This is a genomic window from Microbacterium sp. SORGH_AS_0888 (assembly GCF_030818905.1).
Classification (GTDB): domain Bacteria; phylum Actinomycetota; class Actinomycetes; order Actinomycetales; family Microbacteriaceae; genus Microbacterium.
In genome coordinates this window covers 2,398,094-2,411,867 of sequence record NZ_JAUTAZ010000001.1, presented here as the reverse complement: position 1 = coordinate 2,411,867, position 13,774 = coordinate 2,398,094, and the positions used below count along the sequence as shown (strand labels likewise).

General features: G+C 70.6%; 13 protein-coding genes and 2 pseudogenes. 7 read left to right on the top strand and 8 right to left on the bottom strand.

Annotated elements, in window-relative coordinates:
• Nucleotides 1-30 precede the first annotated feature (30 nt).
• Nucleotides 31-726, bottom strand: a complete 696-nt coding sequence (locus QE381_RS11750; RefSeq protein ID WP_307218377.1) for a hypothetical protein — start codon at nucleotides 724-726, stop codon at nucleotides 31-33.
• Nucleotides 727-784: 58 nt separating this feature from the next.
• A complete protein-coding gene (locus tag QE381_RS11745) occupies nucleotides 785-1,288 on the bottom strand; it encodes an amino-acid N-acetyltransferase (RefSeq protein WP_307218375.1) in 504 nt (167 codons plus the stop codon).
• 253 nt (nucleotides 1,289-1,541) lie between these two features.
• On the opposite strand from QE381_RS11745, the gene mftD reads away from it, so the two are divergent.
• Nucleotides 1,542-2,783 (top strand): pre-mycofactocin synthase MftD, encoded by a 1,242-nt coding sequence (gene mftD, locus QE381_RS11740; RefSeq protein ID WP_307218373.1) that lies wholly within the window; start codon nucleotides 1,542-1,544, stop codon nucleotides 2,781-2,783.
• 65 nt (nucleotides 2,784-2,848) lie between these two features.
• On the opposite strand, the gene QE381_RS11735 is transcribed toward mftD, so the two are convergent.
• Nucleotides 2,849-5,374 carry an ATP-dependent Clp protease ATP-binding subunit gene (locus tag QE381_RS11735; RefSeq protein ID WP_307218371.1) on the bottom strand — a complete coding sequence of 842 codons (2,526 nt, stop codon included), beginning with the start codon at nucleotides 5,372-5,374 and terminating at the stop codon, nucleotides 2,849-2,851.
• Between the two features lie 249 nt (nucleotides 5,375-5,623).
• Here QE381_RS11735 and QE381_RS11730 point away from each other — a divergent pair, with 249 nt between their 5' ends.
• Both QE381_RS11730 and QE381_RS11725 read left to right on the top strand, forming a co-directional pair.
• Nucleotides 5,624-6,235 (top strand): hypothetical protein, encoded by a 612-nt coding sequence (locus QE381_RS11730; RefSeq protein ID WP_307218369.1) that lies wholly within the window; start codon nucleotides 5,624-5,626, stop codon nucleotides 6,233-6,235.
• Nucleotides 6,232-6,465, top strand: coding sequence for a helix-turn-helix transcriptional regulator (locus QE381_RS11725; protein ID WP_307218368.1), 234 nt, complete (start codon nucleotides 6,232-6,234; stop codon nucleotides 6,463-6,465). Before QE381_RS11730 ends, QE381_RS11725 begins: the two co-directional genes overlap by 4 nt.
• Nucleotides 6,466-6,468: 3 nt before the next feature.
• Here QE381_RS11725 and QE381_RS11720 read toward each other — a convergent pair whose 3' ends face one another.
• The 3 genes from QE381_RS11720 to QE381_RS11710 form a co-directional block, all read right to left on the bottom strand.
• On the bottom strand, nucleotides 6,469-7,197 hold the full coding sequence (locus QE381_RS11720; RefSeq protein WP_307218366.1) for a hypothetical protein: 729 nt from the start codon (nucleotides 7,195-7,197) through the stop codon (nucleotides 6,469-6,471).
• Nucleotides 7,198-7,291: 94 nt separating this feature from the next.
• Nucleotides 7,292-8,755, bottom strand: a complete 1,464-nt coding sequence (cls, locus tag QE381_RS11715; protein WP_307220499.1) for a cardiolipin synthase — start codon at nucleotides 8,753-8,755, stop codon at nucleotides 7,292-7,294.
• A 60-nt stretch (nucleotides 8,756-8,815) separates the two neighbouring features.
• On the bottom strand, nucleotides 8,816-9,007 hold the full coding sequence (locus QE381_RS11710; RefSeq protein WP_307218364.1) for a hypothetical protein: 192 nt from the start codon (nucleotides 9,005-9,007) through the stop codon (nucleotides 8,816-8,818).
• A 135-nt stretch (nucleotides 9,008-9,142) separates the two neighbouring features.
• Between QE381_RS11710 and QE381_RS11705 the strand changes: the two genes are divergently transcribed.
• Together QE381_RS11705 and QE381_RS11700 are read left to right on the top strand one after the other, a co-directional pair.
• On the top strand, nucleotides 9,143-9,832 hold the full coding sequence (locus tag QE381_RS11705; protein ID WP_307218362.1) for a DUF4192 family protein: 690 nt from the start codon (nucleotides 9,143-9,145) through the stop codon (nucleotides 9,830-9,832).
• Complete coding sequence (locus QE381_RS11700) at nucleotides 9,753-10,265, top strand: hypothetical protein (RefSeq protein ID WP_307218360.1); 513 nt, start codon at nucleotides 9,753-9,755, stop codon at nucleotides 10,263-10,265. Before QE381_RS11705 ends, QE381_RS11700 begins: the two co-directional genes overlap by 80 nt.
• A gap of 11 nt (nucleotides 10,266-10,276) precedes the next feature.
• Here QE381_RS11700 and lysS read toward each other — a convergent pair whose 3' ends face one another.
• Nucleotides 10,277-11,824, bottom strand: coding sequence for a lysine--tRNA ligase (gene lysS / locus QE381_RS11695; RefSeq protein WP_307220495.1), 1,548 nt, complete (start codon nucleotides 11,822-11,824; stop codon nucleotides 10,277-10,279).
• Between the two features lie 75 nt (nucleotides 11,825-11,899).
• A pseudogene (locus QE381_RS11690) lies at nucleotides 11,900-12,511 on the bottom strand (TetR/AcrR family transcriptional regulator C-terminal domain-containing protein); the annotation flags it as partial.
• An 18-nt stretch (nucleotides 12,512-12,529) separates the two neighbouring features.
• Between QE381_RS11690 and QE381_RS11685 the strand changes: the two are divergent.
• Both QE381_RS11685 and QE381_RS11680 read left to right on the top strand, forming a co-directional pair.
• Nucleotides 12,530-13,201 (top strand): annotated as a pseudogene (locus QE381_RS11685) (beta-ketoacyl synthase N-terminal-like domain-containing protein); the annotation flags it as partial.
• A gap of 164 nt (nucleotides 13,202-13,365) precedes the next feature.
• The gene (locus QE381_RS11680) at nucleotides 13,366-13,758 is read left to right on the top strand and encodes a hypothetical protein (protein WP_307218358.1); all 393 of its coding nucleotides are present in this window, start codon (nucleotides 13,366-13,368) and stop codon (nucleotides 13,756-13,758) included.
• Nucleotides 13,759-13,774 lie beyond the last annotated feature (16 nt).

Genomic DNA, 13,774 nt, shown 5'->3' with positions numbered 1-13,774 from the left:
CAGGATCAGCGCGGGACGCCGGGCCCCGCGTCAGTAGAGCAGGAACTGCGCGGTCTGCGCGGAGCTCACACCGCCGATCGCGACCGCGAGGTGGTACGAGGCGCCGCCCGCGGGGGCTGCCGGCCGGTTGCCGCTGCCGCACGTGTCGACGGATGAGCGCGTGCGGTCCCACGTGATCGGCGTCGCGCTCGTGACCGTCTGACCGGCGGCGAGGGTCACGTACTGGTCGCTCGGAGCGGTCTGGCAGTCCGTCGAACGCCAGTACACATCCGTCCCGCTCGTCACGGTGAACGACTGGGTCGCGGTCCCGACGTTCATCGTGCAGTCGCTGCCGGAGGTGTTGGTCAGCCGGATCGAGAACTGCGGGTCCACACCGGCGGCGTAGGTGTTCTGGTCGGTGAGGGCCTCGACCCTGACGTCCTTCGCGGCGCACGCGGCGAGCGCGGGCGAGGCGGAAGGGGCGGGCGCCGACGCCTCCGTCGGAGCGGGCGACTCCGCTGCCGGAGTCGCGTCCGTCGGCGTCGGATCCGTCGTCGCCGGCGGCGCGGTCGAGGCGCCGGGCGTCGAGGCGTCCGGCGTGGGTGCCGCGGTGTCGGCGCCGCCACGCCACGGCTGTGCGATGAGCAGCCACACCACGGCGATCACCGCGACCACCGCGAGCAGCAGCACCAGCCGACGCCTGCGGTAGACCGCGGGCGACGGCTTGCGGCGGGGCGGGGTGCTCACCCGTTCAGGCTACGCGGGCCGGCCTGTGAGGCGGTGCAACGCCTCGCGGGAACGGCGCCTACAGCTGCTTCAGCATGCGGGTGTTGCCGAGCGTGTTCGGCTTGACGTGGGCGAGGTCGAGGAACTCCGCGACGCCCTGGTCGGGGCTGCGCACGAGCTGCGCGTACACGTCGGGGTCCACCACGTGCTCGCCGATCGGCGCGAACCCCCGCCGCGTGAAGAAGTCGACCTCGAAGGTCAGGCAGAACAGTCGCGACAGCCCGAGGCTGCGTGCGTTGGCCTCCAGCCCCTCGACGATCGCCCGGCCCACGCCACGATGGAGCCACTCGTCGGCGACGATGAGGGTGCGCACCTCGCCCAGGTCCTCCCACATGACATGGAGCGCCCCGCATCCGATGATCCGGCCGTGGGAGTCCTCGGCGACGAGGAACTGCTGCACGGCCTCGTAGAGCACGACGATGTCCTTGCCCAGCAGGATGCGCCGCTGCACGTAGGGCTCGAGCATGCGATGGATGCTGCGCACGTCGCCCGCGCGCGCGGACCGGACGATGAAGTCGCTCACCCTGTCACCCTACCGAGGAGGATGCACGGATCGGCGCGACGACGACATCGTGACCCTAGTTTTTGGCACCCCGTGCCATTATGCTGATGGCCGGGCGCCCACCGCGCCGTCCATCGGAGCAAGGAGGCTCGACATGACGGGACGTCGCCCTCCTCCCGTCCGACGGCTCACGTCGCATCCCGCCGCCGAGCGCATCGGCATCGACCAGCGTATGCACACGCTCTGACGCCGACGTCAGACAGAAGGGACATCTATGTACTGGCCGTGGAAACAGAACCCGTGGTTCGAATCCGTCCTGGAAGCCCAGCGGCGCGCGAAGCGACGGCTTCCCCCCTCGGTCTACGCGGCCCTCGTGGCCGGCTCCGAACGCGGCGCGACGCCACGCGACAACACCGACGCGTTCGCGGAGCTCGAGTTCGCACCCCATGTCGCCGGCCATCAGGCCGAGCGGGACCTGTCGACCACCGTGCTCGGCATCCCGATCTCCTTGCCCGTGCTGATCTCGCCGACGGGAGTGCAGGCGGTGCATCCCGACGGCGAGGTGGCCGTCGCCCGCGCCGCGGCCGCCCGCGGCACCATCATGGGGTTGAGCTCGTTCGCGAGCAAGCCCGTCGAAGAGGTCGTCGCCGCGAACGAGAACACGTTCTTCCAGCTGTACTGGACGGGCTCGCGCGACTCGATGATCGAGCGGATGGAACGTGCTCGCGCAGCCGGAGCCAAGGCGCTCATCGCGACACTCGACTGGTCCTTCTCCATCGGACGCGACTGGGGGAGCCCGTCGATCCCCGAGAAGATGGATCTCGCGGCGCTCGTGAAGTTCGCACCGGAGGGGATCCGCCGCCCCCGCTGGCTGCTCGACTTCGCCACGCACGGCATCCCGGACCTCACGGCACCCAATCTGCAGCCCACGGACGGTCCGGCCCCGACGTTCTTCGGCGCCTACTACGAGTGGATGCAGACCCCGCCCCCCAGCTGGGATGACGTGAAGTGGCTCCGCGACCAATGGGGAGGCAAGTTCCTCCTCAAGGGGATCACCCGCGTCGACGACGCCCGGCGCGCGGTCGACATCGGAGCCGACGCGATCTCGGTGTCGAACCACGGCGGCAACAACCTCGACACGACACCGGCGACGATCCGTTGCCTGGGCCCGGTGGCCGATGCCGTCGGCGATCAGCTGGAGGTGCTGCTGGACGGCGGTATCCGCCGCGGCGGTGACGTCGCGAAGGCCCTCGCGCTCGGCGCCCGCGCGGTCATGATCGGCCGCGCCTACCTGTGGGGCCTCGCCGCGAACGGGCAGACCGGAGTCGAGAACGTGCTCGACCTGCTGCGCATGGGACTCGACTCCGCCGTGCTCGGGCTCGGTCACTCCTCCATCCGCGACCTCAGCCGCGAGGACTTCTGGATTCCGGACGACTTCTTCCGGACGCTGGGCGCTCCCCCCGCTCGCCCGCCCGCGCGGCGTGCGCCAGCCCGGAAGCCCGTCGCCCAGGGCTGAGCCTGCATACGAGAGGGGCGGATGCCGGAGGTCGCACCCTCGGCATCCGCCCCTCTCGTCGCGCGTCAGTCGGTGGCGGCGATGTCCGGCGTCGCGGCGATCTCGCCCGCCACACCGACGCCGACCGCGACCTTCTCGCCGCGCGGCGCGCTCTCGAAGACGAACGTGCCGTCCTTCGCGTCGACCAGGATGTGGTCGCCCGACTCGAGCTGGCCGTGCAGGATCTGCTCGCTGAGCTGATCCTCGACCTCGCGCTGCATGGCACGGCGCAGGGGCCGGGCGCCGAGCGTCGGGTCGAAGCCGATCTCGATCAGGCGGTCCTTGGCGTCCTGCGTGAGCTCGATCGTCATGTCGCGGTCGAGCAGCCGCTCGGCGAGACGCTTCGTGAACAGGTCGACGATCTGGCGCAGCTCGTCCTTCGACAGCTGCGGGAAGACGATGACGTCGTCGACACGGTTGAGGAACTCGGGCTTGAAGTGACGCTTGAGCTCCTCGTCGACCTTGCCCTTCATCCGCTCGTAGCTGGTCTGCGAGTTGCCCTCGACCTGGAAGCCGACCGGACCACCGGCGATCGCCGACGAGCCGAGGTTCGTCGTCATGATGATCACGGTGTTCTTGAAGTCGACCACGCGACCCTGACCGTCGGTGAGGCGGCCCTCCTCCAGGATCTGCAGCAGCGAGTTGAAGATGTCGGGGTGAGCCTTCTCGATCTCGTCGAACAGCACGACGGAGAACGGCTTGCGGCGCACCTTCTCGGTGAGCTGGCCGCCCTCTTCGAAGCCGACGAACCCGGGAGGGGCACCGAACAGCCGCGACACAGTGTGCTTCTCACCGAACTCGCTCATGTCGAGCGAGATGAGAGCACCCTCGTCGTCGAACAGGAACTCGGCCAGCGCCTTGGCGAGCTCGGTCTTGCCGACACCCGTGGGGCCGGCGAAGATGAACGAGCCGCTCGGCCGCTTCGGGTCCTTGAGGCCGGCGCGCTGACGACGGATCGTCCGCGCGAGGGCGGCGATTGCCTCCTCCTGGCCGATGACGCGCTGGTGCAGCGCCTTCTCCATGAAGACGAGCCGCGAGGACTCCTCCTCGGTGAGCTTGAAGACCGGGATGCCGGTCGCCTGTGCGAGGACCTCGGCGATCAGCCCCTCGTCGACCACAGCGGTGGTGGCGACGTCGCCGTTGCGCCACTGCTTCTCCAGGCGCAGCCGCTCGGCGAGCAGGGACTTCTCCTCGTCTCGCAGGGACGCGGCCTTCTCGAAGTCCTGCTCCTCGGAGGCGGCCTCCTTCTGCTCGCGCACCGCGGCGATCTTCTCGTCGAACTCGCGCAGCTCCGGCGGGGACGACAGGATGCTGAGACGCAGCCGGGCGCCCGCCTCGTCGATCAGGTCGATCGCCTTGTCGGGGAGGAACCGGTCGCTGATGTAGCGGTCGGCGAGGTTCGCGGCGGCGACGATCGCGCCATCCGTGATCTGCACCTTGTGGTGCGCCTCGTACCGGTCGCGCAGCCCCTTCAGGATGTTGATCGCGTGGGGCAGCGAGGGCTCGGCGACCTGGATCGGCTGGAACCGGCGCTCGAGCGCCGCATCCTTCTCGAAGTGCTTCCGGTACTCGTCGAGCGTCGTCGCGCCGATCGTCTGGAGCTCGCCACGGGCGAGGAGGGGCTTGAGGATCGAGGCCGCGTCGATCGCGCCCTCGGCGGCACCGGCACCCACGAGGGTGTGGATCTCGTCGATGAAGACGATGATGTCGCCGCGAGTGCGGATCTCCTTCGTGACCTTCTTGAGGCGCTCCTCGAAGTCGCCGCGGTAGCGGGAACCGGCGATGAGCGAACCGAGATCGAGCGAGTAGACCTGCTTGTCCTTGAGCGTCTCGGGAACCTCGCCCTTGACGATCGCCTGCGCGAGACCCTCCACGACGGCCGTCTTGCCGACGCCGGGCTCGCCGATGAGGACGGGGTTGTTCTTGGAGCGGCGGGAGAGGATCTGCATGACCCGCTCGATCTCCTTCTCGCGCCCGATCACCGGGTCGAGCTTGTTCTCGCGCGCGGCCTGAGTGAGGTTGCGGCCGAACTGGTCGAGCACGGCGGACCCGCCCTGGGCGGCCTGCTGGCTCTGCTCGCCGGATCCGGCGGCGACGCCCGCGGGCTCCTTGCCCTGGTATCCGCTGAGCAGCTGGATGACCTGCTGGCGCACCTTGTTGAGATCGGCGCCGAGCTTGACGAGCACCTGGGCGGCGACGCCCTCGCCCTCACGGATGAGGCCGAGGAGGATGTGCTCGGTGCCGATGTAGTTGTGACCGAGCTGCAGCGCCTCGCGCAGGGACAGCTCGAGCACCTTCTTGGCACGGGGCGTGAAGGGGATGTGCCCTGTCGGCTGCTGCTGGCCCTGGCCGATGATGTCCTGGACCTGCTCGCGCACGGCGTCGAGCGAGATGCCCAGGCTCTCGAGCGCCTTGGCGGCGACGCCCTCGCCCTCGTGGATCAGGCCGAGCAGGATGTGCTCGGTGCCGATGTAGTTGTGGTTGAGCATCTTCGCCTCTTCTTGGGCGAGGACGACCACTCGACGGGCGCGGTCCGTGAATCTCTCGAACATTCTGTTCCTCCGACCTGGGGCGGGGCAGGCACGAGTTCCCGCGCCTGTGTATCGAGGGTAACGAGCGACCGGATGCCGCGGTCCCGTGTTCGCTGGGGGCGTGACGCCCGAGACGGATCTGCGCCCGCGGGAACGGTTGACAGCGCCGACATATCGTTTATCGTTGCTATCGATAGTCGATACGCTCTCGCTGCACGAAGCGCTGGGTCGAGGAGAGCGCCCGCAGCATGACACGGAAGGACTGGCGCGATGTCGAACACGCAGCCCATCAGCCGCCGCATGGAACGCGGCATCCTGATCCTCTTCGCCGCAGCCGGGCTCGTGCTGGGCCTCGCGCTCGCGCTCCCCGGCATCCGACAGGCGATCGGACTCGCGACGGGCGAGAGCGGAATCTCCCTGCTCACCGACGCCGCGGTGCCGCTGGGCATCGGCGGCGGCGCATCCCTCACCGCTGCGACGTTCGACACCGCCTGGGTCGTGCCGACCGGGCTGAGCGCGAGCGCCCGGTCGCTCCTCGTGCTCGGCGCGCTGTCCGGCGCCCTCACGACGCTGCTCACCGTCGGCGCGGTCGTCCTCTTCCTGCTCCTCCTCATGTGGCGTCGGCCCTTCCACCGCGCCGTGATCGTCGCGACGCAGGTCGCGGGCTGCGCGCTCCTCCTGGGCAGCATGCTCTCGTCCGGCCTGGGAGGCCTCGGCCGCATGATGGCGGCGGACGAGCTGAACCCCGTCGCCGGGGACGTGTTCGTCGTCGGCTTCCGCTTCGACCCCGCCTGGACGCTCGCCGGGCTGGCGGTGCTGGCGCTGTCGGTCGTCTTCTCCTACGGAACGCGGCTGCAGCGCGACACGGAAGGCCTCGTATGACCCCTGTGGAGGACGAGGGACCCAGCGGCATCCACTGCCGGCTCGACGAACTGCTCGCCGAGCGCGGCATGACCCTCACGAGACTGAGCGAGGTCGTGGGGGTGTCGGTGGTCAACCTCTCGATCCTCAAGAACGACCGCGCGCGGGCGATCCGCTATTCCACGCTCGCGGCGATCTGCCGGGCGCTCGACTGTGAGATCGGCGAACTGCTCGTACGGGCCGACCGCTGATCCTCAGCCGCCCCCGACGATCGGCACCGCGACTCCGGCGAACGCATCCCCCGCGAGCACGAGCTGCGCGCCGGATGCGGTCTTCACACCGGACACCTGGGCGAGCCCGGCGCGCGGGACCATGTCCATCGTGCAGACGCGGTCGGCGGCGGGTTCCGCGAACGTCAGGGTGACCTGCGCGTCGCCGGTGGCCGCGACATCCTTCACCGCGGGGACGCACGAGGACGAGCCCCATGTGACGAAGGCGAACATCCCCGGCGTGCCGGTCCAGCCGGCGCTCGGAGCGTTGTCGCTCGGCGTGTCCGGCCGCGTCAGGCCCGGCGCGGCGGCGAGCGCCGTCTCTCCCGCCCCCGCGCCGTAGGTCACATGCAGGCCGACGCCCGTGGCGGGATCGACGCCCTGGGGGACGTCGACCAGGCTCACGCGCGGGGCGTGATCGGCCGTGCAGGCTCGCGGGGTGCCGCCCTCCGAGGCCGGGGCGTCCTCGAGCGTCACGGCCAGCGTCCCGTCGGCGCCGAGGGCCGCCGATGCCGCGACGGGCACACAGCTCGAGCTGCCCCAGGTCACGACGCCGATCAGACGGCCGCCGTCGAGCCAGGCCGCATCCACATCCATCGCGGTCGTCGTGGTGGTCGTCGGCGCCGGCGCGCCCGCGCATCCGACGAGGATCCCCGCCGCCGCCAGCACAACGCCGGTCAGGGCCGCTCCCGCGCCCGCACGCCATGCGCTCATGATTCCTCCCGAGGGTCGTGCCGCCCATCCTGACGCACGGCCCCGCGCGATCCGTGCACGACCGGTAACGGCGAGGTCACGATCGGGGCTGCTGCTACTGGAGCGCGGAGGTGAGGCGAGCGATGTTGTCGAGCACGGTCGAGCGCAGCGGCTGCGTCAGCCACTCCTCGAGCGTCAGCTCGCGGGACAGCTCGCGGTAGCGCCCCTCGACCTCGCGCATCTGCTCCACGAAGCCCGCGCCGCGCACGAGCAGCGAGATCTCCATGTTCAGGCCGAACGAGCGCATGTCCATGTTGCTCGAACCGATGACGGCGACCTCGTCGTCGATCGTGAAGGCCTTCGTGTGCAGGATGTAGGGCTTCCGGTACATCCAGATCTTCACGCCGGCCCGCAGCAGCGCCTCGTAGTAGCTGCGCTGCGCGTGGTACACCATCGCCTGGTCGCCCTCCTCGGAGACGAACAGCTCGACCTCGAGACCTCGGTGGCACGCGGTGGTGATCGCCAGGAGCATCGACTCGTCGGGCACGAAGTAAGGGCTGATCAGCACGATCCGCCGCTGAGCGCTGTAGAGGAGGCCCAGGAACAGGCGCAGGTTGTTCTCGAACTCGAACCCCGGACCGGAGGGGACGATCTGGCAGTCGAGCGCGCCGACGGCCCGATCGACGTCGAACAGATCGACCTCGCCCGAGAGGATCTCGTCGGTCTCGCTGTACCAGTCGGACAGGAAGACGGCGTTGACGCTCGCGACGACCGGCCCCTCGAGGCGCACCATCAGGTCGACCCAGTGCAGGCCCCGCCGGATGTTCTTGCGCAGGTTGTACGTCGAGTCGGTGACGTTCTGGGAGCCCATGTACGCGACGTCCCCGTCGATGACCAGGAGCTTGCGGTGGTTGCGCAGATCGGGGCGCTGATAGCGACCCTTGAACGGCTGCACGGGGAGCATCAGATGCCACTGCGCGCCCATCGCGTCGAGCCGCTTGAGCGTGGCGCGGTAGAAGGGCTTGCCCCGGTTGGCCCAGTGGTCCAGCAGCACCCGCACCGTGACGCCGCGTGCCGCGGCCTCCTCGAGCGCCCGGAAGAACCCGTCGGTCGAGGCGTCGGACTGCAGGATGTAGAACTCGACGTGCACGTAGCGCCGCGCCCGCCGGATCGCCTCGGCCATGTCGTCGAGGCTCGTCTGGTAGTCGGCGACCAGGCGCGCGGAGTTCTCTCCGGACAGCGGGAGCGCGCCCAGGTTGCGGTTGAGCCGCACGAGGGAGGTGAACCACTCCGGCGCCCCGGGCTGAGCCATGCCGAAGTCGAGGCCCGCCGTCGTGTCCTCGATGTAGTCGTTGATCGCGCGCTGCTTGCGGCGGCGCTTGCGCGGCAGTCGCGGCGTGCCGATCACGAGGAACAGCAGCACGCCGATGATCGGGATGAAGTAGATCGCCAGCAGCCACGCCATCGCCGCCGTGGGCCGACGGTTGCGCGGCACGATGATCACCGCCGCGACGCGCACCACGACGTCGAACACGAAGACGAAGAGCAGCCACCACGGATCGTCGAAATCGAACTGGATCACGGCTGCCCCCCGGGGTCGGCTCTCAGCGTAGCGGAGGCCTCCGACGCCGAGCCGTTCTCAGCGCTCGGATGCGGCGGCGCCGGCCGGCGGCATCCCCCGCCGCGCGCGTTCCTCGGCCTCGGCCTTCGCGTAGGCGCGACGCTCGTTGCGGTCCATGTGCACGACCGAGCGGAGGATGAAGAAGAACAGCACCACGAGGCACGCGGTCGGCAGGACCGCCCAGAGCGCGGCGACCCAGAAGCTGTCCATGCGCCCATCGTACGCCGCGAGGCTGGGAGGCGGACTGCGCCATCCTCTCCTCCCCAGCCGGGACAGACGGCGGGAGGGCGACGACACCTGGGGAGGGCCGGCCCGCGCCGGGCCGCCGCAGCCGATCCTCGACGCATGAAGACGATCGTGAAGGCCACCGAGCCTCGCCAGTTCCTGTCCGTCGTACCGCACCTGCTGGGCTTCACCCCGACCCGGAGCGCCGTGATCATCCCCTTCTCCGGGGGCCGGAGCGTGGGCGGCATGCGCGTCGATCTCCCGCGCGAGAGCGAGATCGACACGTTCGCGGCGACGCTCATCGGCATGGTCTGCCGTATCGCGGATGCCGATGCCTACGCGCTGGTGGTGTACGGCGAGGAGCGGATGAGCGCGGGCGCCGTGCCGTACGCGACGCTCGCCGCAGCGCTCGCGGCACGAGCCCATGCGTGTGGTCTGGGCACGGTCGACGCACTGTACGTGGGCGGGGGACGCTGGGCGTCGTACCTCGTCGCCGACCTCGGCGGGGACGCCGCCGACCTCGACGACGGGCCGGCCGCCGGTGTGGTCGCGGATCCCGTGGGCGACCAGGCCACCGGCGCCGCGTTGCCGGCGGTCGATCTCGCCACGACCGAGCGCACCGCGGTGGCGCTACGGGAGCTCGGACACGCCGTGCGCCTCCTCGCCGGCTCGCCGTCCGCCGAGGGAGCACGCGTGCATCCGCTTGCCGTCGCGGCGACCGGGGTGCTCGATGACCTGCCGGGCTTCTTCGACGACGTCGTGGCGGAGCGCGCTGTGTCGGCGGGCGCTCCCGCCGACACGGCACGCTGACGACGCCTACGCCCGCGCCCTGCTGATCTGGTGCCTGGAGCGCCCGGCGGCCCGCGACATCGGCCTGCTGACCTGGATCGGCGGGGTCGACGCGGGTGACGACGCGGTCCACGCTCAGCTGCGGTGGGAGAACGGCGAGGAGTACTCCCACGAGTTCGCGCCGTCCATGTGGGGCGAGGGCCCGCGACCCGACATCGAGCGGCTCGGGATCGCGCTCGACGCGTGTCGCGAGGCGGCGGCGTCCGCACCGCGGGAGCATCGCCCCGGAGCGCTCTCCGCGTGCGCCTGGCTCTGCTGGGCACTCGGGCGGTCGACGCACGCCGATGCCTACGCCCGCGGAGCGCTGGAGATCGAGCCGGGCCACGGGCTCGCCGGCATCGTCATGTCGATGGTGCAGGCGGGGCATCTGCCGGACTGGGCGTTCCGCCCCTGACGAGCGGCCGACTACTTGACGAGCGGGAAGAGGATGGTCTCGCGGATGCCGAGGCCGGTGATCGCCATGAGCAGCCGATCGATGCCCATGCCCATGCCGCCCATGGGCGGAAGGCCGTGCTCCATGGCCCGCAGGAACTCCTCGTCGATGCGCATCGCCTCGTCGTCGCCGCGGTCGGCGAGCTTCGCCTGCTCGACGAACCGCTCGCGCTGCACCACGGGGTCGACCAGCTCGGAGTATCCGGTGGCCAACTCGAACCCGCGCACGTACAGGTCCCACTTCTCCACGACGCCCGGGATCGAACGGTGCTCGCGCACGAGCGGGCTCGTGTCGAGGGGGAAGTCCATGACGAACGTCGGCCGCTCGAGGCCGCCCTTGACGAAGTGCTCCCACAGCTCCTCGACGTACTTGCCGTGGGTCGCGGTCCGCGCAGGGACATCCACGCCGGCCTCCTGCGCGAAGGCCGCGAGCTCGTCGACCGAGGTCTCCGGGGTGACGGCGCGGCCACTCGCGGCGGTGAGCGAGTCGTACATCGAGATGCGATCCCACTCGCCGCCCAGGTCGTACACCGTGCCATCGGCCCAGACGACCTCGTGCCCGGCCTCCGGACGACCGAGCAGCCGGTTGACGGCGGCGGCGGCGTTCTGGATCAGCTCCTGGGTGAGGTCGGCGATGCCGTTGTAGTCGGTGTAGGCCTGATAGGCCTCGAGCATCGCGAACTCGGGGCTGTGGGTCGAGTCCGCGCCCTCGTTGCGGAAGTTCCGGTTGATCTCGAACACCCGGTCGAGCCCGCCCACGACAGCGCGCTTGAGGAACAGCTCGGGCGCGATCCGCAGGTACAGCTCGGTGTCGAAGGCGTTCGAATGCGTGACGAAGGGGCGCGCCGAGGCGCCGCCGTGCTGCACCTGGAGCATGGGGGTCTCGACCTCGATGAAGTCGTGCCCGGCGAAGGTGGCGCGCAGCGAGGCGTTGACCGCGGCCCGGGCGCGGACCGAGGTGCGGGCCTGCTCGCGCACGATCAGGTCGAGGAAGCGCGAGCGCACGCGACTCTCCTCGCTGAGCTCGGTGTACAGGTTCGGCAGCGGCAGAAGCGCCTTGGCGGCGATCGTCCAGTCGCTCACCATGATCGACAGCTCGCCGCGACGGCTGGAGATGACCTCGCCGGTGACCGAGACGTGATCGCCGAGGTCGACGAGCTCCTTCCAGCGGGCAAGCGACTCCTCGCCCACGACGGCGAGCGAGACCATGGCCTGGATGCGGCTTCCGTCACCGGACTGCAGCGAGGCGAAGCAGAGCTTGCCGGTGTTGCGGCTGAAGACCACGCGACCGGCGACGGAGGCGACGACACCCGTCTCCGCGCCCGCCTCGAGATCGGCGTAGCGCTCGCGCAGCGCCGGGATGGTGTCGGTGACAGGAACCGTCACCGGGTAGGCACCGCCGGCGGCGTCGACGCGCTCGGCGATGAGCCGCTCCCGCTTGGCCAGACGCACGGCCTTCTGCTCGAAGACATCCTCCTCGGAGGAGTCTGCGGGCACGGCGGAGTCGGGCTTCGAGGTCATGGGGTCTCCGGTCTGAGCGGTCGACGGGGGCGATTTCAGTCTATCGGCGCGGTCGTGGACGCTCAGAATGCCGGCGAGGTCGAGGTCGGCGGCCGTCCCCGCCGCCCCCGCCCGCGCAAGCAGAGCACCGCCGAGCGCGGTGCTCCAGAAGGTCCTGACCTCGAGGTGCGGCGAGCGCTCGATGCCCCAGCCCCGGCGGTCGAGGAGGACGCCGAGGTAGCGCTCCGACTGGCGGAAGAGCAGGTGGAGATGCTGGTCGATGACCGGCGCGACATCCGCCCGGGCGATTCCGATCGCGAGCGCCCCGGCCACGCCGGGCAACGAGGGCAGTGCCAGGACGGCACGGCTGATGTTGCGGCGGAACGCCTCGGCCGTCGCAGCCGCGCGGCCGATCCGCTCGACGCGGCGGGTGTCACGCAGGAGGCGGAGGAACGCCGCGTGCACGAGCAGCGCGTCCTTGGAACCGAAGTGGTAGGTGATCTGGTTCGGGAAGACACCGGCGGCCTCCGCGACCTCCGCCACGCTCAGAGCCGAACCCGGACGCTCGACACCGAGCCGCGCCGCCGTCTCGATCAGCCGCAACCGGGTGGACCGTCCGCGCGCCCGCCTGCTCGGATCGCCGCCCGTCCGCTCAGAGGTCACCCCGTAATTGTATGTGATACAAATGACCAACGATTTGTATAACATACAAGAAAAGTGGTCGCCATGTCTTTCGGAACCGACGTCGTCGTGACGGGAGTGGGCGCGCTCACCCCGCTCGGAGTCGACGCGCACTCGACCTGGGAGGCGCTGCTGGCGGGCGCATCCGGCATCCGAGCCGGCGTGCTGGCGGGCAGCGACGGGCTCGCGGCCATCGCGGCGGGCACGATGGCCGCCGATCCGGGAGAGCTCCTCTCCCCCGTGCAGCGCAAGCGTCTCGACCGCTCGCAGCAGGCGGTGCTCGTCGCCGCTGCCGAGGCATGGGCCGATGCCGGCGCACCCGAGCCCGATCCCGACCGCCTGGCGACCGCGATCGGCACCGGGATCGGCGGTGTGCAGACGCTGCTGCACGAGGAGGGCGTCCGCCTCACGTCGGGAGCCCGCAGGGTGTCGCCCCGGACCGTCCCGATGCTCATGCCGAACGCTGCGGCCGCCGTCCTCGGCATCGCCTACGGCGCACGGGCCGGCGTGTTCACCCCGGTGTCCGCCTGCTCGTCCGGCGCCGAGGCGATCGCGCTCGGCGCCCGGCTGATCCGCGCGGGCGAGGCGGACGTCGTGATCACGGGCGGCACCGAGGCCGCCATCACCCCGATCACGGTCGCCGGCTTCGCGCAGGCACGCTCGCTCTCCCATCACACGGGCGATCCGGCGTCCGCGTCACGCCCCTTCGCCGCCGACCGCAGCGGGTTCGTCCTCGCCGAGGGCGCCGCCGTCCTCATCCTGGAGAGTCGCGCACACGCCGTCGCGCGCGGCGCACGCATCCGCGCCGAGCTCGCGGGAGCAGGGATCGCCTCGGACGCCCACCACACCTCACGGCACCGGACCCGGCGGGCACCGGTCAGATGTCGGCCATGCGCAAGGCTCTCGCCCAGGCGCGGCTGGCCCCCGAGGACATCGGACACGTCAACGCGCACGCCACCGGAACCGAGGTCGGGGATGCGGCGGAGGCGCACGCGATCACCCGGGTGTTCGGACGGGCCACGGTCACCGCGCCGAAGGCCGCCCTGGGGCACCTCTTCGGCGCCGCCGGTGCCGTCGAGGCCCTCATCGCCGTCCTCAGCGCGCAGCACGGACGCATCCCGCCAACCCGCAACCTGAGCTCGACCGGGGTCGATCCGCGCATCGCGCTCGATGTCGTGACCGAGGCGCGACAGGCGACACCTCACGCCGTTCTGAGCAACTCGTTCGGTTTCGGCGGGCAGAACGTCTCCCTGGTCATCGCTCCCTCGCGGTGACAGGGCAGCACCCGCA

What these genes read in the sequence shown, in the direction of transcription:
- mftD (WP_307218373.1), top strand. Translation starts at nt 1,542, where the DNA reads ATGTACTGGCCGTGGAAACAGAACCCGTGGTTCGAATCCGTCCTGGAA.
- QE381_RS11735 (WP_307218371.1), bottom strand. Translation starts at nt 5,374, where the DNA reads ATGTTCGAGAGATTCACGGACCGCGCCCGTCGAGTGGTCGTCCTCGCC.
- QE381_RS11730 (WP_307218369.1), top strand. Translation starts at nt 5,624, where the DNA reads ATGTCGAACACGCAGCCCATCAGCCGCCGCATGGAACGCGGCATCCTG.
- QE381_RS11725 (WP_307218368.1), top strand. Translation starts at nt 6,232, where the DNA reads ATGACCCCTGTGGAGGACGAGGGACCCAGCGGCATCCACTGCCGGCTC.
- QE381_RS11720 (WP_307218366.1), bottom strand. Translation starts at nt 7,197, where the DNA reads ATGAGCGCATGGCGTGCGGGCGCGGGAGCGGCCCTGACCGGCGTTGTG.
- QE381_RS11710 (WP_307218364.1), bottom strand. Translation starts at nt 9,007, where the DNA reads ATGGACAGCTTCTGGGTCGCCGCGCTCTGGGCGGTCCTGCCGACCGCG.
- QE381_RS11705 (WP_307218362.1), top strand. Translation starts at nt 9,143, where the DNA reads ATGAAGACGATCGTGAAGGCCACCGAGCCTCGCCAGTTCCTGTCCGTC.
- QE381_RS11700 (WP_307218360.1), top strand. Translation starts at nt 9,753, where the DNA reads ATGACCTGCCGGGCTTCTTCGACGACGTCGTGGCGGAGCGCGCTGTGT.
- lysS (WP_307220495.1), bottom strand. Translation starts at nt 11,824, where the DNA reads ATGACCTCGAAGCCCGACTCCGCCGTGCCCGCAGACTCCTCCGAGGAG.
- QE381_RS11680 (WP_307218358.1), top strand. Translation starts at nt 13,366, where the DNA reads ATGTCGGCCATGCGCAAGGCTCTCGCCCAGGCGCGGCTGGCCCCCGAG.